The 17391-nt window shown below is 64.1% G+C and carries 14 protein-coding genes and 1 pseudogene; 9 read left to right on the plus strand and 6 right to left on the minus strand.

Annotated elements, in window-relative coordinates:
* The 3 genes and pseudogenes from MRBLMU1_RS11810 to MRBLMU1_RS11820 all read left to right on the plus strand — a co-directional run.
* Positions 1-230, plus strand: a pseudogene (locus MRBLMU1_RS11810) (hypothetical protein); the annotation flags it as partial.
* A complete protein-coding gene (locus tag MRBLMU1_RS11815; protein ID WP_363501381.1) occupies positions 172-1002 on the plus strand; it encodes a hypothetical protein in 831 nt (276 codons plus the stop codon). The pseudogene MRBLMU1_RS11810 and the gene MRBLMU1_RS11815, both read left to right, overlap by 59 nt.
* 79 nt (positions 1003-1081) lie before the next feature.
* Complete coding sequence (locus MRBLMU1_RS11820; protein WP_363501384.1) at positions 1082-3385, plus strand: UvrD-helicase domain-containing protein; 2304 nt, start codon at positions 1082-1084, stop codon at positions 3383-3385.
* A gap of 84 nt (positions 3386-3469) precedes the next feature.
* Here the strand turns inward: MRBLMU1_RS11820 and MRBLMU1_RS11825 are convergent, their stop codons facing one another.
* The 3 genes from MRBLMU1_RS11825 to MRBLMU1_RS11835 form a co-directional block, all read right to left on the minus strand.
* Positions 3470-4252 (minus strand): BPSS1780 family membrane protein, encoded by a 783-nt coding sequence (locus MRBLMU1_RS11825; RefSeq protein ID WP_363501387.1) that lies wholly within the window; start codon positions 4250-4252, stop codon positions 3470-3472.
* Positions 4252-5208, minus strand: a complete 957-nt coding sequence (locus tag MRBLMU1_RS11830; RefSeq protein ID WP_363501390.1) for a homoserine kinase — start codon at positions 5206-5208, stop codon at positions 4252-4254. Before MRBLMU1_RS11830 ends, MRBLMU1_RS11825 begins: the two co-directional genes overlap by 1 nt.
* Before the next feature lie 105 nt (positions 5209-5313).
* Positions 5314-5727 carry a hypothetical protein gene (locus MRBLMU1_RS11835; protein WP_363501393.1) on the minus strand — a complete coding sequence of 138 codons (414 nt, stop codon included), beginning with the start codon at positions 5725-5727 and terminating at the stop codon, positions 5314-5316.
* A 268-nt stretch (positions 5728-5995) separates the two neighbouring features.
* Between MRBLMU1_RS11835 and polA the strand changes: the two genes are divergently transcribed.
* The 3 genes from polA (at position 5996) to MRBLMU1_RS11850 (ending at position 10656) form a co-directional block, all read left to right on the plus strand.
* The gene (gene polA / locus MRBLMU1_RS11840) at positions 5996-8770 is read left to right on the plus strand and encodes a DNA polymerase I (protein ID WP_363501396.1); all 2775 of its coding nucleotides are present in this window, start codon (positions 5996-5998) and stop codon (positions 8768-8770) included.
* Between the two features lie 105 nt (positions 8771-8875).
* Positions 8876-9760 (plus strand): dienelactone hydrolase family protein, encoded by an 885-nt coding sequence (locus MRBLMU1_RS11845; RefSeq protein WP_363501399.1) that lies wholly within the window; start codon positions 8876-8878, stop codon positions 9758-9760.
* A 137-nt stretch (positions 9761-9897) separates the two neighbouring features.
* Complete coding sequence (locus MRBLMU1_RS11850; protein ID WP_414646073.1) at positions 9898-10656, plus strand: ZIP family metal transporter; 759 nt, start codon at positions 9898-9900, stop codon at positions 10654-10656.
* Between the two features lie 338 nt (positions 10657-10994).
* On the opposite strand, the gene MRBLMU1_RS11855 is transcribed toward MRBLMU1_RS11850, so the two are convergent.
* From MRBLMU1_RS11855 to MRBLMU1_RS11865, 3 genes are read right to left on the minus strand one after another with little or no spacing between them, the layout of a single operon-like run.
* Entirely contained in the window at positions 10995-11846 is an 852-nt protein-coding gene (locus tag MRBLMU1_RS11855; protein WP_363501402.1) for a sulfurtransferase, read from the minus strand.
* A gap of 12 nt (positions 11847-11858) precedes the next feature.
* Complete coding sequence (locus MRBLMU1_RS11860) at positions 11859-12782, minus strand: DMT family transporter (RefSeq protein WP_363501405.1); 924 nt, start codon at positions 12780-12782, stop codon at positions 11859-11861.
* 26 nt (positions 12783-12808) lie between these two features.
* The gene (locus MRBLMU1_RS11865) at positions 12809-13918 is read right to left on the minus strand and encodes an aromatic ring-hydroxylating oxygenase subunit alpha (RefSeq protein WP_363501408.1); all 1110 of its coding nucleotides are present in this window, start codon (positions 13916-13918) and stop codon (positions 12809-12811) included.
* Positions 13919-14275: 357 nt separating this feature from the next.
* Between MRBLMU1_RS11865 and MRBLMU1_RS11870 the strand changes: the two genes are divergently transcribed.
* From MRBLMU1_RS11870 to dxs, 3 genes are read left to right on the plus strand one after another with little or no spacing between them, the layout of a single operon-like run.
* Positions 14276-14533: an exodeoxyribonuclease VII small subunit gene (locus MRBLMU1_RS11870; protein WP_363501411.1), complete on the plus strand. Its 258-nt coding sequence runs from the start codon at positions 14276-14278 to the stop codon at positions 14531-14533.
* Positions 14530-15420, plus strand: coding sequence for a polyprenyl synthetase family protein (locus MRBLMU1_RS11875; RefSeq protein ID WP_363501414.1), 891 nt, complete (start codon positions 14530-14532; stop codon positions 15418-15420). The genes MRBLMU1_RS11870 and MRBLMU1_RS11875 overlap by 4 nt, the downstream gene beginning before the upstream one ends.
* Positions 15421-17298: a 1-deoxy-D-xylulose-5-phosphate synthase gene (gene dxs, locus MRBLMU1_RS11880; protein ID WP_363501417.1), complete on the plus strand. Its 1878-nt coding sequence runs from the start codon at positions 15421-15423 to the stop codon at positions 17296-17298. It abuts the gene before it with no gap.
* The last annotated feature ends 93 nt before the right edge of the window (positions 17299-17391 follow it).

Consider the following 17391-nt stretch of genomic DNA (forward strand, 5'->3'; position numbering starts at 1 on the left):
CGACCAGCTACCACGACATCCTCCCGGAGGTCGGCCGTATCGAGATCGGCTACACCTGGTACGCCAAGAGCCGCCCCCGCAGCCCCCGCCGCCCCCGCAGCCCCCGCCGCCCCCGCCGCCCCCGCCGCCCCCGCCGCCCCGGCGATGCCAGCTTTGCCGGCGATACCCGCAGTGCCAGCGCCACCTGCCGCCCCGGCGGCGCCGGCCGCACCGATTTCTTTTGGCAATAGCACCGTCAACCTGGGCGACAAACACGCCGACCGTGCCTACGCCATCGTTTGGAACGGCACCGACCACGTTCATATCTCCGGTTCATCCGACGATGTGCGCCGTATCGCGGAACTACGTTCCAATCTCAAGGGCGATTTCGTCTGGTATCGCGAAGACGGCAAAGCCTATCTGATCCAGGACCCGGCGGTCATCTCCAAGGTGCGGGAGGTCTGGAAGCCCGTCAGCGTCATCGGCGCATTGATGGAATCGCAAAGCAAGCGGATGGATGTCCATTCCAAGGTGATGGACGGGCTGGCCGCGCAGATCGACCGTTTGACCAGCGACATGGAAAGCGGCCCGGCCGCAGCCGAGCGCGAGCGGCTGGAACGTCGGATGGAAGCGCTCGCGGCCAGGCAAGAAGCCATCGCCGGGCGCATGGTGGCCGCCAGCGAAACCCTGAGCCATGACCAGAGCCAGGAAGGCGTGCGCAAATACCGTGAGCTGGAGGCTGCAACGCGCAGCGAGATGGTGCCGCTGCAAAGGGAAATGGCGCAGATGCAACGCGACATGGCCGCGAAAATGGCAAGCATGCATCGCAATGCGGCGCCGATGAAGGCGCTCAACGTGCAGATGGCCGAAGCCAACAAACCGATGGCGGAACTGGGCCGGCGCATGGGTGAGCTGGGCCGCGAGCAGGCCAAGGCCAGCCGCGAAGCCGAGCGCAACTTCAAAGCGGTGATTCAGGACGCCATCCGCGACGGCAAGGCGGTGCCGGCGAAGGGGCTGATGTAGGCGGGATGCGGGGCCGGCCCGATATGGACCGGCCCCACATGGACCGACCCCGAAGGGCCGCTGCCGGTATAATCACGGCATGCAAAATCTTCTTCACAATCTTAACGACGAACAACTCGCTGCCGTGACCCTGCCGGCCCAAAGCGCCCTGATTCTGGCGGGCGCAGGCTCCGGCAAAACCCGCGTACTGACGACCCGCATCGCCTGGCTGATCCAGACCGGGCAGGTGTCGCCGTCGGGCATCCTGGCCGTGACCTTCACCAACAAGGCCGCCAAGGAAATGACGACGCGGTTGTCGGCGATGTTGCCGATTAATACACGCGGCATGTGGATCGGCACCTTCCACGGATTGTGTAACCGCCTGCTGCGCACGCACCACCGCGACGCCGCGCTGCCGCAGACGTTCCAGATCCTCGACTCGCAGGACCAGCTGTCGGCGATCAAGCGCCTGATCAAGGCCAACAACATCGACGACGAGAAGTTCCCGCCGAAGGATGTGATGTACTTCATCAACGGCGCCAAGGACCAGGGCCTGCGCGCCGACAAGATCGACCCGTACAACGCCGACGAGCGCAAGAAGGTCGAGCTGTACCAGCTGTACGACGACCAGTGCCAGCGCGAAGGCGTGGTCGACTTCGCCGAGCTGCTGCTGCGCACCTATGAACTGCTCAGCCGCAACCAGCCGCTGCGCCAGCACTACCAGCAGCGCTTCCAGCACATCCTGGTCGACGAGTTCCAGGACACCAACGATCTGCAATACAAGTGGCTCAAGCTGCTGGCCGGCCATGGCGAGCAGGGCGGTGGCGCGCTGTTCGCCGTCGGCGACGACGACCAGAGTATTTACGCCTTCCGTGGCGCCAACGTCGGCAACATGAGCGCCTTCGAGCGCGAGTTCCACGTCAAGAACTTGATCAAGCTGGAACAGAACTACCGCTCGCACGGCCACATCCTGGACGCCGCCAACGTGTTGATCGCCAACAACAGCAAGCGCCTGGGCAAGAACCTGCGCACCGACGCCGGCCATGGCGAGCAGGTGCGCGTGTATGAAGCCAGCTCGGACCTGGCCGAGGCGCAATGGATCATCGAGGAAACCAAGAACCTGATCGCCGACGGCGCCTCGCGTAGCGAGATCGCGGTGTTGTACCGGTCCAACGCGCAATCGCGCGTGATCGAGCACGCATTGTTCTCGGCCGGCATTCCGTACCACGTCTACGGCGGCCTGCGCTACTTCCAGCGCGCCGAGGTCAAGCACGCGATCGCGTATTTGCAGTTGATGGACAACCCGCACAACGACTCGGCCTTCCTGCGCGTGGTCAACTTCCCGACGCGCGGCATCGGCCTGCGCTCGATCGAGGCGTTGCAGGCCGCGGCCGACCAGCACCGGGTGTCGCTGTACGCGGCGGTGCCGTATGTGATGGGCAAGGCTGGCTCGTCGCTGGGCGGCTTCGTCAAATTGATCGAAGGCGCGCGCTTCGAGACGCAGCAGATGGCGTTGCCGGAGCTGGTGCGCGTGGTGCTGGAGGCCAGCGGCCTGCTGGCGCACTACCAGACCGAGAAAGAGGGCGCCGACCGCATCGAGAACTTGGAGCAGATGGTCAGCGCCGCGACGCAATTCGTCTCGGAGGAAGGCTTCGGCCAGGGCGCGCCGGCGCATCTGGGACCGCGCTCGCAGGAGCAGTCGGGCCTGCCCGTGGTCAACGAGGACGGCTTCGAAATCCTTGACGCCGACGCGCCGCTGGCGACGGTGATGTCGCCGCTGTCGGCCTTCCTGTCGCACGCGTCGCTGGAGGCGGGCGACAACCAGGCCACGGCCGGCCAGGAAGCGGTGCAGATGATGACGGTGCACTCGGCCAAGGGGCTGGAGTTCAACAACGTCTTCATCACCGGGCTGGAGGAGGGCTTGTTCCCGCACGAGAGCAGCTCGCGCGAGGACGGCGGCGTGGAGGAGGAGCGGCGCCTGATGTACGTCGCGATCACGCGCGCGCGGCAGCGGCTGTACATGTGCTTCGCGCAGACGCGCATGCTGCACGGCCAGACCCGCTACAACATGAAATCGCGCTTCTTCGACGAATTGCCGGAGGACTCGCTCAAGTGGCTCTCGCCGAAGGTGCAATCGCACTGGTTCGCCAACAAGAAAACGCCGTGGGACGACGTGGTGCCGCTGGCCGGTTCCGACAACGCGATAGCGCAAAAGATCGCGCATAAATCGCCGGGCGCGGGCTGGCGCATTGGCGAGTCTGTCGCGCACGGCAAGTTCGGCGAAGGGGTGATTGTCAATATCGAAGGCAGCGGCGCCAACGCGCGCGCACAGATCAACTTCGGCAGCAACGGCATGAAGGTGCTCGATCTCAGCATCGCCAAGCTCGAGCGATTAGCTCATTAATCGGTTCCACGTAGGGCGGATTGGGCGGCACGCTGCGCTAATCCACCCTACGTGTTCCCATATTAAAACGGGGTTTCGGGCCGCCTAGAGCAGGGGTTCGGGGCCGTCGGCCTTGACCGGGACCGCGAGGTCGGTGGGGCCGAAGATTTGCCGGTACGCGATGTACAAGGTGCAATGCGTGAGCACGATGGTGATCAGGAACAGCGTGAAGATGCCGGCCACCGCCAGCTGCGACGAGCCGAGGATCAGCACGACGATCTTGCAACCGACGAAGTACATCAGGTGCAACGTCACCGCCGCCGTCAGGAACGCCTTCCAGCCGCGCAGCACCGCGACTACGCTGAAAAACAGCGCTTTGTTCAACTTCATCTTTTGCCAGTAGATCAGCGGCGCCGTCAGGCACGTCAGCATCCAGCCCACCGTGTAGATCGTCGACGAGGTGAATACCGCGCCCAGCAACCCTTCCAGCTGGCTTTGGTCGATCTGCGGCGGACGCGTGCCCATTTGCATGACGGCATCGCCGGCCATCGCGTACAGCACGCCCAGGGCGATCACCAGCAGCAACAGGTTGAGCACGCCCATGGCCAGCAGCGGACTGCGCACCGGCTTGCGGAAACCGCTCAGCAGCAAATTCGGCAGCGCGCGCTTGCCCTGGTCGACCTGCGCGCAACCTTCCAGCAGCGCGACCGAGAACAGCGGCGTCAGGATGAACGGCGCGATCTGCCCCAGCAGCGGCACGATCATCGAGAACAACGAGACGAACATGCAGCAGAAGAACAGCGCCATGAGGCCGCCGGGCTGCTTGCGGAAAAGCATCATGCCCTGCTTGACCCATTGCCATCCGGCGCGCGCGGGAAATTTATTCATCAGAAAAGTTTCGGCGCCAGCGTGGCGATGCGTTCGCGCAAGATGCGCTCAAAGTGGGTCGGATCGTGCGGGGTCAGCATTTCGGCTTCGCGCGGCAGGTAATAGTCGTACAGGCGCGACAGCCAGAAGCGCAGCGCCGCCGCCCGCAGCATCGGCTGCCAGGCGGTTTGTTCGGCCTCGGTGAACGGGCGCACCGCGTGGTAGGCGTCGAGCAGCGCGCGCACGCGGGCCGTGTCGAGAACGCCGGTGTCGAGGGCGATGCACCAGTCGTTGACGGTGACGGCGACATCGAACAGCCAGGTGTCGCAGCCGGCGAAGTAAAAGTCGAAGAAACCGGTCAGGCGCTCGCCGTCGAACATGACGTTGTTGCGGAACAGGTCGGCGTGCACGGGGCCGCTTTGCAGCTTGCGGTAGGTCTCGCAGCCGGCGAACGCCTCCTGGAAGTGCATCTCCGCCTTGAGCAGGTGGGCGTTGCTTTCCGACAGGAAGGGCAGCACTTGCGGCGTGGTCGCGTTCCACCAGTCCAGGCCGCGCAGATTGGGCTGTTGCAGCGGATAGTCGCGGCCGGCCAGGTGCATGCGCGCCAGCATGGCGCCCACTTCGGCGCAGTGCGCCGGTTGCGGGTCCATCTGCGAGCTGCCTTCGAGCTTGGTGACGATGGACGCCGGCTTGCCGTGCAGCGGCACGATCAGCTCGCCCTTGTCGGTGGCGATCGGCGCCGGCACGGCCACGCCGCGATCGGCCAGATGGCGCATCAGGTTCAAATAGAAAGGCAGTTGCTCGAACGATAAGTTTTCAAAGATCGTGAGCACAAACTCGCCGCGCTCCGTGGTCAAGAAGAAATTGCTGTTCTCAATGCCGGAGGCGATGCCCTTGAGGGCCAGCGGCTTGCCGAGGGGGAATTGCGTGATCCACTGGGTGACATCGTCCAGGGTGACCGGGGTAAACACTGCCATGTGCAAGCTTGATGAGGTTCGGTGAATCGGCGCCCGCCTTGGCGGACGTCCGGGATGCCTGCCGAGGCAGGCGCGTCTTTAAATGTATTAGCGATACTACCGGGTTTACTTGGCGGCCGGCGCCGCTGGTGGCGGTGGCGGTGCGTCGGTGTCGGCCGCCGCTTCGTCGTCCGGATTCTTCTTTTTCTTGCCGCCGAAGGTCATCACGGTCCACTGCGGACCGCGCGCGGCGCCGGACATGGCGTCGCCCGGCAAGGCGCTGCCGACCGGATGGGTTGGTTTCAGCGTGTACGTGCTGGGACCGCTTTTGACGGTCGCTTCCACCACGTTGCCGCTGTTGTCGCGGCGTTCGGTGATTTGGCGCTCCGGCGCCGGCTTGGCCGTCACCGTGATCGGATCGTCGGCCACTTCTTCGATCTTTTCCAGTTTCGGCGGCGCCTGGCTCGGCGTCGACTGCGCGAACGCGTTGGCGCCGAGCGCCAGGAGGAGTGCCGGCCAGAGGAGGGAGGTGCGCGTCATGATGGATCGCCTTAGTAGGTAAAAAGCCGTGGAATTTTTATGTATGATCCATTGTAACAAACAGACACGCTTCCCTGTGCGTCGCGGCGGATTTCCGGCGGATTTCCGCCGCATGGACGTCTGTTTTTCCAACAGGAAATGCTGAATTTCACCATGGTATTGTCATACTTGAAACGCGGGCGCGGCAGGCGGATGCCGGCCAAAACCTGCGATAATGCGGCATTCGTGGCAAATCACGCACTTTTGCCCTCACATCTCTTTAGTTCCTATGCAAAATACCCTGCTGTTAGTTGACGGTTCCAGTTACCTTTACCGCGCCTTCCACGCGCTGCCCGACCTGCGCAGCCCGGACGGCCACCCGACCGGCGCCATGCATGGCATGGTCAACATGCTGCGCCGGCTGCGCGCCGATTATCCGGCCGCCTACATCGCCTGCGTGTTCGATGCCAAGGGCAAGACCTTCCGCGACGACATGTATCCCGACTATAAGGCCACGCGCGCGCCGATGCCCGACGACCTGCGCCTGCAGATCGAGCCTATCCACGAGGCCGTCAAGGCCATGGGCTGGCCGATCCTGATGGTCGACGGCGTCGAGGCCGACGATGTCATCGGCACCCTTTCCGTCGACGCGGCCAAGGCCGGCATGAACGTGGTGGTGTCGACCGGCGACAAGGACCTGGCGCAGCTGGTCAATCCGCAAGTCATGCTGATCAACACGATGACCAACGAGAAGATGGATGAGGCCGGCGTGCTGGCCAAGTTCGGCGTGCCGCCGAACCGCATCATCGATTACCTGACCCTGATCGGCGACACGGTCGACAACGTGCCCGGCGTGGCCAAGTGCGGGCCGAAGACGGCGCTCAAGTGGCTGACGCAGTACGACAGCCTGGACGGCGTGATGGCCAATGCCGACAAGATCACCGGCGCCGTCGGCGAGAACCTGCGCAAGGCGCTGGAGTGGCTGCCGAAAGGGCGCGAGCTGATCACCGTCAAGACCGACTGCGACCTGTCGGAGCACATGATGTCGATCAGCGAATCGCTGGTGGCGCGCGCCGAGGACTCGGAAACCTTGCTGACCTTCTTCGGCAAGTACGGTTTCAAGACCTTGTTGCGCGAACTGAACGCGCTGACCCCGGCCGCGCCGATCGGCGCGGCGGGCAAGGCAGCGGCGGCGGCCGTCGCGGCCGGCGGCGCGGTCTCGGCCAACGGCGACCTGTTCGGCGAAGTGCCGAAGGTCAACGTCAACTACGAGACCGTGTTCACCGACGAGCAGCTCGACAAGTGGATCGCGCTGATCGGCGCCGCCGAGTTGACCGCCGTCGACACCGAGACCACCTCGCTCGAGCCGATGACGGCGCAGCTGGTGGGCATCTCGCTGTCGGTGCAGCCCGGCGTGGCCTGCTACATCCCGGTCGCGCACGCGTACCCCGGCGTGCCGGAGCAACTGACACGCGAGCACGTGCTGGAAAAACTCAAGCCATGGCTGGAGGACGAGACCAAGTTCAAGGTCGGCCAGAACCTGAAATACGACAGCCACATCTTCGCCAACCACGGCGTGCGCCTGCGCGGCATCCACCACGACACCCTGCTGCAATCGTACGTGTTCGAATCGCACCGCACGCACGACATGGACGGCCTGGCGCTGCGCCACCTGAACCACACGACGATCCCCTTCGTCGACGTCTGCGGCAAGGGCGCCAGCATGATCACCTTCGACAAGGTGGACATCGCGCGCGCCACCGAATACGCGGCCGAGGACGCCGACATCACGCTGCGCCTGCACCTGGCGATGATCGGCGAGGTCGAGAGCGACGAGCGCCTGAGCTACATCTACCGCAACATCGAACTGCCGACGGCGGTGGTGCTGCAAAAGATCGAGCGCAACGGCGTGCATATCGACGCCGCGTTGCTCGACATCCAGTCGGCCGAACTGGGCGCGCGCATCGCCGAGCTGGAGGCCAAGGCGCACGAGCTGGCCGAGCAGCCGTTCAACCTCGGTTCGCCCAAGCAGATCGGCGAGATCTTCTTCGAGAAGCTGAAGCTGCCGGTGGTGAAAAAGACCCCGAGCGGGGCGCCGTCGACCGACGAGGAAGTGCTGCAAAAGCTGGCCGAGGACTATCCGCTGCCGAAGGTGCTGCTGGAGTACCGCAGCCTGTCGAAGCTGAAGTCGACCTACGCCGACAAGCTGCCGAAGGGCATCAACAAGGAAACCGGCCGCGTGCACACCAACTACGCGCAGGCGGTGGCGGTGACCGGACGCCTGGCGTCGAACGATCCGAACCTGCAGAACATTCCGATCCGCACCAAGGAAGGGCGACGCATCCGCGAGGCCTTCATCGCGCCGCCGGGCAGCCACATCGTCTCGGCCGACTATTCGCAGATCGAGCTGCGCATCATGGCGCACATCTCGGGCGACGAGAACATGCTGCGCGCGTTCGCCGAGGGCGTGGACATCCACCGCGCCACCGCCGCCGAGATCTTCGGCGTGCCGCCGGACGAGGTGTCGAGCGAGCAGCGGCGCTATGCCAAGGTCATCAACTTCGGCCTGATCTACGGCATGAGCGCGTTCGGCCTGGCGGCCAACCTCGGCATCGAGCGCGCCGCCGCGCAGAGCTACATCGACCGTTATTTCGCCCGTTTCTCCGGCGTGAAACAGTATATGGACGACACGCGTTTGCAGGCCAAGGCGCGCGGCTATGTCGAAACGGTGTTCGGACGCCGCCTGTGGCTGCCGGAGATCAATTCGCCGAACGGTCCCCGTCGCCAGGGCGCCGAGCGGGCGGCGATCAACGCGCCGATGCAGGGTACGGCGGCCGATCTGATCAAGCTGGCGATGGTGGCGGTGCAGAACTGGCTCGAGACGGACAAGTTGCAGACCAAGATGATCATGCAAGTGCACGATGAGCTGGTGCTGGAGGTGCCGGATGCCGAGCTGGAACTGGTCAAGCGCAAGCTGCCGGAGTTGATGGCCGGCGTGGCGCAGTTGAAAGTGCCGCTGACGGCGGAAGTCGGCGTCGGCAAAAACTGGGACGAGGCGCACTAAAGCGCGCTTCACCAACAACCGACCCGCAAGCCCGGGGTCGTACCCCGTACGGGGTACGACCCCACGTCAAAGGTTTGCGGGTTTCAACATTACCGGAGGAGTCGCATGGATGATTTGAAGCGGGACGCAGAGAGTTTGCTGACGAAAACCAGCCTGTCGGACGGTGTCGACCGCCGCGACTTCCTCAAGGTGGCGCTGGGCAGCGGCTTCGCCGCCGCCGCGATGCCGGTGGTGGCGCAAAACGTCATCAAGACCGACACCGCCGGCCTGACCGCCGGCACCATCACCCTGACGGTCGATGGCCAAACCGTCCCCGTCTACCGCGCCCAGCCGGAAGGCAAAACCAACCTGCCGGTGGTGCTGGTGATTTCCGAAATCTTCGGCGTGCACGAGCACATCGCCGACGTCGCCCGCCGTTTCGCCAAGCTCGGCTATCTGGCGCTGGCGCCGGACCTGTTCGTGCGCCAGGGCGATCCGCAAAAATCCGCCTCGATCGCCGACCTGCAACGCGACATCATCTCCAAAACCCCCGACACCCAGGTCATGACCGACCTGGACGCGCTGGTCGCCTGGGCCAAGGCCAATGGCGGCAATCCCGACAAGATCGCCATCACCGGCTTCTGCTGGGGCGGGCGCGTGACCTGGATGTACGCGGCGCACAATCCGTCGATCAAGGCCGGCGTCGCCTGGTACGGACGCCTGATCGGCACCTCCAACGCCGTCACGCCCAGGCATCCGATCGATATCGCGGCTACTTTGAACGTCCCGGTGCTGGGCCTGTATGGTGAAAAAGACACCGGCATCACCCAGGATTCGATCAAGGCGATGCAGGCCATGCTGGCCAAGGGGCCGAACAAATCGACCTTCGTCATCTACCCCAACTCCGGCCACGCCTTCCACGCGGACTACCGTCCCAGCTATGTGGAAGCGGATGCCAAGGACGGCTGGGGCCGGATGCTGGCGTGGTTCAGGCAGAACGGGGTCGCCTGAACCCAGCCAATCACGCCGTTTTAACTGTTTTTAGCCAAAAATGAGCAGGAAAGCGTGCCGGGCGGTAAAATAACGCCCCCGGCCTGCGCAGCGGCACGGCTCCAGGTACAAGAGGCTATAACATCGATCCCATACTTATCTCCATATTACTGGCGACCACACTAGCCGGTGTCGTCAGCATTTCGGCCGCTGCCGTGTTCTCGTTTACGCTGCTCTCGAAGGTGGTTGAGCGCATGGTCAGCCTGTCGGTCGGCATCATGCTGTCGACCTCGCTGCTGCACGCCTTGCCCGAAGCGTTCGAATCGCACGCGAGCGCGCGCAGCCTGTTCGCGACCCTGCTGGCCGGCCTGCTGGCGTTCTTCCTGCTGGAAAAGCTGGCCATCATGCGCCATTCCCACCACCACGAGGGCGACGGCCACCACCATCACCACGGGCATGACAAGCACGAGGCCGGCAAGGCCGGCTGGATGATCCTGGTCGGCGACGGCATGCACAACTTCACCGACGGAATTTTGATCGCCGCCGCCTTCATGGCCAACCCGGAGCTGGGCCTGGTGACGGCGCTGGCCATCATCGCCCACGAGATCCCGCAGGAGATCGGCGATTTCATCGTGCTGCTCAACGCCGGCTTCTCGCGGACGCGCGCGTATGTCTACAATTTGCTGTGCAGTTTGCTGGCGATCGCCGGCGGCCTGCTGGGCTATTACACGCTGGACCGCGCCAGCGAGCTGATTCCGTACGTGCTGGTGTTCGCCTCGTCGGGCTTCATCTACATCGCCGTGAGCGACCTGATGCCGCAGATGCAACGCCGCGCCACTTTGCGCGAATCGGTGCCGCAAGTGCTGCTGATCGCCACCGGCGTCGCCATCGTGCTGTTCCTGACCAACGGTCATTGATCCACGCGTTTTCGTTTGCGCCGAGGCGCTTGCAGCCAGCGCCGCCCGGCATATCATGGCGGGATGAACTCCAGAGAACAGAAGCAGGCAGAGGCACTAGCCGCTCTCTCGGCAGCAGATCGGGAGCGGCTGGAACGCTTGGCCGCGCGCGCCGACGTAAGTCTAGAGGCGATATGGCCTGACGTGTGGTCCTACGGGTTCGAAGACACGGAGGACAGCGTCGAGACAAATCTGGCCGCCGCCGACGACATTGCCGCAGGTCGGACGGTCTCCAATGAGGACGTAATGGAAGGGCTGAAGCGGATAGTCGATAGCCATCAAAAGCGAATGCGGAAGTCCTAGCCCCCGGTCGCCACCGGCCGTGCCGGGTCCGAGCACCACTCGCTCCACGAGCCGGGATACAGCGCCGCGCCCGGCAGCCCGGCGATCTCCAACGCCAGCAAATTGTGGCAAGCCGTCACACCCGAGCCGCACTGCATGATCGCCTGCGGCGCCGCCGCGAACAGCGGCGAGAATTCCTGCTTCAGCTGCTCGGCGCCCTTGAAGCGCCCATCCGGCGTCAAATTGTCCTTGAAGAAGCGGTTCTTGGCGCCGGGGATATGGCCGCCGACCGGATCGATGGTCTCGTTCTCGCCACGGAAGCGGTCCGCCGCGCGCGCATCGACCACCACCCGCGTCTGCGTGACCAGGTTCGACTCCATATCCTCCACCGTCACCGTGTGCATCAGCGACGGCTTGTCGGCTATCGTGCCGCCCGGCCGCGCGGTCACCATCGTCACCAGCGGCAAGCCCTGCGACTGCCACGCGGCCAGGCCGCCGTCGAGCACCGCCACCGCCGGATGGCCGACCCAGCGCAGCAGCCACCACAGCCGCGCGGCGAACATGCCGCCGTGCGCGTCGTAGGCCACCACTTGCGTGTCGTCGTTGATGCCCCAGCCGCGCAATGTCGCGATCAGCGCGGCGCGGTCGGGCAGCGGATGGCGGCCCTGGAACTTGCCGTCCGCGCCCACCTTGGCGCCGGACAGGTCGGTGTCGATATTGGCGAACTGCGCGTTCTGGATATGGCCGATGGCAAAGCCGTCGCGGCCCGCGTTAGGATTCATCAGGTCGTGCCGGCAATCGAGAGTGGCCCAGGTGTCATCGTCCAGATGCTGGGACAGGTCGGCGGCGCTGATCAACGTGGTGTGCATGGTCCGGACTCCTTAAACTTCACTGGCGATCGGGTCGGTATTGGCGATGGCCTTACCGCGTTCGGTGTTACGGGTATTGTAGAACGTCGCGGCCACGCCCGACGCCAGAATGATGGCGATGCCCGCCCAGCTGTGCCAGCTGAACACGTCGCCGAACACCAGCACGCCCCAGATACTGGAGAACACGATGCCGGTGTACTGCAGATTGGCGACGACCAGCGTCTGGCCGAGGCGGTAGGCGCGCGTCATGGCGATCTGCGCGCTGGTGGCGCAGACGCCGATGCCCAGCAACAGCAGCGCCCCGTGGACCGTGTTGATCGGGTGCCAGACGGCCGGCTTGTCGCCCGCGAACAGGTAATTGCCGGCCACGCCGGCGACGATGTTCATGACCGCGAAGTAGAACACCACGCGGTTTTCGGGTTCGCCGGCCAGGCCCAGCTTGCGCACCTGCATGTAGGCCATCGCCGTCAGCACGCTGGAGAACAGCGCGATCAGCGCCGGCACCAGCTGGTTGGCGTGGAAGGCCGGTTGCAGCAGCAGGGTGACGCCGACAAAACTCATCGCCACGGCCACCAGCAGCGGCCATTTGACCTGATTCTTGGCGTGCCACCAGCCCATCGCGAACAGCCATACGGCGATCCAGATCGGCGACAGGTAGTTGAGCGTCATGGCGGTGGCCAGCGGCAGATTGGCTATCGAGTAGTACCACAGCCACAGCGAGATGACGCCGATCAGGCAGCGCCAGAAGTGCGCCATCGGCATGGAGGTGCGGAAGCTGCCGCCCTGCATGCGGATGATCACCGCCAGCACGACGACGCCGACAATGCCGCGGTACATGACCATTTCAGATGTCGAGAATTCTTCGGAGGCCAGCTTGACGCACACCCCCATGACGGCGAACATGAAGCTGGCGAACAACATCCAAAGTGATTGCATCTGATTCCTGTATCCGGTGAGCGGCCCTAGGCCGCCGATATGTCTATGTTGGCGCGGTACCACTCGTGGAAATGCTGCATGCCGTCTTCCATCGGCGACTGGTAGGGGCCGGCGTCGCTGGTGCCGCGCTCGAACAGGGCCTTGCGGCCGGCGTCCATACGCAGCGCGATCTCGTCGTCCTCGGCCACGGTTTCCATGTAGGCGGCGCGTTCGGCCTCGATGAATTCGCGCTCGAACAGCACGATCTCCTCGGGGTAGTAGAACTCCACCACGTTGCGGGTGCGCTGCGGGCCGTCCGGCCACAGGGTCGAGACGATCAGCACGTGCGGATACCATTCGACCATGATGTTCGGATACAGCGTCAGCCAGATGGCGCCGTATGGAGGCGGTTCGCCGCCGCGGAACTTGAGCACCTGCTCCTGCCAGCGCTTGTAGACCTCGGAACCCGATTTGAGCAGGCCCTTGTTCACGCCCACCGTCTGCACGCTGTAGTCGCGGCCGAATTCCCAGCGCAGGTCGTCGCAGCTGACAAAGCCGCCCAAGCCCGGGTGGAACGGTTCGACGTGGTAATCCTCCAGATAGACCTCGATGAAGGTCTTCCAGTTGTAGTTGCAGACCTGGACTTCGGCGTGGTCGAACATGTAGCCGGCAAAATCCAGGTCGCCCGTCACCGACAGGTTCTTGAGCTTTTCCATGACGTTGTAGCCGTTTTGCTCGAACAGCAGGCCGTTCCAGCTTTGCAGCTGGGTCTTGGGCAGGTTCAGGCACGGCGTTTCGGCGAAGTGCGGCGCGCCGATCAACTCGCCCTTGAGGTCGTAGGTCCAGCGGTGCAGCGGGCAGACGATGTTGTTGGCGTTGCCACGGCCGTTGAACATCAGCGCCTGTCGATGGCGGCAGACGTTGGACAGCAGCTCGAGGCCGTTTGCGTTGCGCACCAGCATGCGCCCTTCGTTTTCGGAAACGAGGGTCGCAAAATCGCCGACGTTCGGCACCATCAGTTCGTGCCCGACGTAGCGCGGACCGGCCTGGAATAATTGCTGCATTTCACGCTGCAACAGCGCTTCGTCGAAGTAGACGTTTACCGGCAGTTGCGCGTGTGGACGCGCCAGCTTGGCGTGGGTACCCAGATCGGACATCCCAACCCCCCTTAATATGTGCTTCAGACCAAAGAGAGACAGAATCCGTAAAGACCTGAATTCAAGTTCGTTGAAAATGGTATTTCGGACAGAACCGGCGATTATACCGCGTTTCGTTCCCTGCCGACAGACTGCAGTGCTCGTTTTCTGTGCAAAAACTTGTAACAAATACATGCAGATCGAGGATATGGGGTCGATTGCGATAAAATCCATAGTCCGCCGCCGGTGCGGCCGCTATAGTTCCACCGGAGAAGGTGGTTTGTTCTAAAATAACGGGCTACACTGCGCTGGCGGGTATTGTTAACCGCAAGTTAGCCTGGAATTAGCCCTGAAGTTTGCCTTGAAGCCTGAGTGACTATGTCTAAGAAATTATCTGCCGACGCGACCGCCGCCGCCCCCGTCTCGTTTGAAGAAGCGATGGCGGAGCTGGCAACCTTGGTCGCGCAAATGGAAGCAGGGCAACTGCCGCTCGAAGCGTCGGTGGCCGCCTACGCGCGCGGCTCGGAGCTGGTCAAGTTCTGCGCCGCCCAGCTCGAAAAAGTCGAATCCCAGGTCAAGGTGCTGGAGGGCGACATGCTCAAGCCGTTCGCGGAGACCGGCGAGGCCGAGCAATGAGCGGCGCCTTCGACGACTGGATGAAAACCGTGCAGGCCGGGTCTGAAAACGATTTATCCGGTTTCCTGCCCACCGCGACGACGGTGCCGGCCAAGCTGCACGACGCCATGCGCTATGCGCTGCTCGGCGGCGGCAAGCGCGTGCGCCCGCTGCTGGTGTACGCGGCCGGCGCGCTGTTCGACGCCGATCCCGCCACCTTGGCGCGCGCCGCCGCCGCTGTCGAAATGATCCACGCCTATTCGCTGGTGCACGACGACATGCCGTGCATGGACGACGACGCGCTGCGCCGGGGCAAGCCGACCGTGCACGTCGCCTACGACGAGGCGACCGCGCTGCTGGTCGGCGACGCGCTGCAATCGCAGGCCTTCCTGGTGCTGTCCGAGGCGACCAGCGTGCCCGCGTCCCGCCAGGTGGCGATGCTGCGGTTGCTGGCGCACGCCTCCGGCTCGGCCGGCATGTGCGGCGGCCAGGCGATCGATCTTGACAGCGTCGGCGTCAGCCTGACGCTGGAACAGCTGGAGCGAATGCACCAGCTGAAAACCGGCGCGTTGCTGCGCGCCGCCGTGATCCTTGGCGCGCTGGCCGGCAAGGATCTGGACGAGGTCGAACTGACGGCGCTGAACGCCTACGCGCGCGCCATCGGCCTGGCGTTCCAGGTGGTCGACGACGTGCTCGACGCCACGGCCGATTCGGCCACCCTGGGCAAGACCGCCGGCAAGGACGCCGCCGACAACAAGCCGACCTACGTCTCGATACTGGGTCTGGAACCGTCGCGCGCGCTGGCGCAAACATTGCGGCTCGATGCGCACGCAGCGCTCGCGCCGTTCGGAGACAAAGCTCTGCGGTTACGCGAACTCGCGGATTTGATCGTGCAGCGGAAGGCATAAATGAACTTGCTACAAAATATAGATTCACCAGCCGATGTGCGCAAACTGGCGTACACCCAATTGACGCCGCTGGCGCACGAACTGCGCGCCTACCTGCTCGACTCGGTCTCCAAGACCGGCGGCCACCTGTCGTCCAATCTCGGCACGGTTGAACTGACCGTGGCGCTGCACTACGTGTTCAACACGCCGCACGACCGCATCGTCTGGGACGTCGGCCATCAGACGTATTCGCACAAGATCCTCACGGGTCGGCGCGAGCGCATGAACACCCTGCGCCAGCTGAACGGCATCTCCGGCTTCCCCAAGCGCGACGAGAGCGAGTACGACACCTTCGGCACCGCGCACTCGTCGACATCGATTTCGGCCGCGCTGGGCATGGCGCAGGCGGCCAAGATCAAGGGCGAGCACCGCCACGCGATCGCCGTCATCGGCGACGGTTCGATGACCGCCGGCATGGCGTTCGAGGCGCTCAACAACGCCGGGGTGCAGGACGACATCAACCTGCTGGTCATCCTCAACGACAACGACATGTCGATCTCGCCGCCGGTCGGCGCCTTGAACCGCTACCTGGCGCGCCTGATGTCGGGGCAGTTCTACGCCGCCGCCAAGAACGTCGGCAAATCGGTGCTGCCCGGTCCCGTGCTGGAACTGGCCAAGCGGCTGGAAGAACATGCCAAGGGCATGGTGGTGCCGGCCACGATGTTCGAGGAATTCGGCTTCAACTACATCGGCCCGATCGACGGCCACGATCTGGACTCGCTGATCCCGACGCTGCAGAACATCAAGCAGCTCAAGGGGCCGCAGTTCCTGCACGTGGTGACCAAGAAGGGCCAGGGTTACAAGCTGGCCGAGGCCGAGCCGACCCTGTACCACGGCCCTGGCAAGTTCAATCCGGCCGAAGGCATCAAGCCGGCGGTCGCTCCCGGCAAGATGACCTACACCGACGTCTTCGGCAACTGGCTGTGCGACATGGCGGCCGCCGACAAGAAACTGGTCGGCATCACGCCCGCGATGCGCGAAGGTTCCGGCATGGTGCGCTTCGAGCGGGAATATCCGGACCGCTACTTCGACGTCGGCATCGCCGAGCAGCACGCGGTGACCTTTGGCGCCGGCCTGGCGTGCGAGGACATGAAGCCGGTGGTGGCGATTTATTCGACCTTCCTGCAGCGCGCCTACGATCAACTGATCCACGACGTGGCGCTGCAAAACCTGGACGTGACGTTCGCGCTGGACCGCGCGGGCCTGGTCGGCGCCGACGGCGCCACGCACGCGGGCAATTACGATCTGGCTTATCTGCGCTGCATTCCGAACATGGTCGTCATGGCCGCGTCGGACGAAAACGAATGCCGCCAGATGCTGACCACCGGCTACCAGTACAAGGGACCGGCGGCGATCCGCTATCCGCGCGGCGCCGGCATCGGCGCGACCATCAAGCCGGAGCTGACGACGATCGAAATCGGCAAGGGCGAGATCAAGCGCAAGGGGCAGAAGATCGCGATCCTAGCGTTCGGTTCGATGGTCACGCCGTCAATGGTGGCGGGCGAGACGCTCGACGCGACGGTCGCCAACATGCGCTTCATCAAGCCGCTGGATGTGGAGCTGGTCAAGCAGCTGGCCGCCGAACACGATTATCTGGTGACGGTGGAAGAGGGCTCGATCATGGGCGGCGCAGGTTCGGCGGTTGCCGAGGCGCTGGCCGCCGAAGGCATCGTCAAGCAGGTGCTGATGCTTGGCTTGCCGGACAAATTCATCGACCACGGCGACCCGGTCAAGCTGCTCGCCAGCGTGGGCCTGGATGGCGCCGGCATCACCGCCTCCATCAAAAAGCGCTTCGACAGCGCCGGCGACGAGCCGCGTCTGGTGGTCAACAACGGTTGATTCGACGAGTGTCGTTGGCGGCTCACGCATTGGCGGATTAGCGAAGCGTAATCCGCCAATGCACGCGCCGTCGGCAACGCATGCCTTGGCCAA

The sequence above is a fragment of the Burkholderia sp. LMU1-1-1.1 genome (genome assembly GCF_040675865.1).
GTDB lineage: Bacteria > Pseudomonadota > Gammaproteobacteria > Burkholderiales > Burkholderiaceae_D > Rugamonas.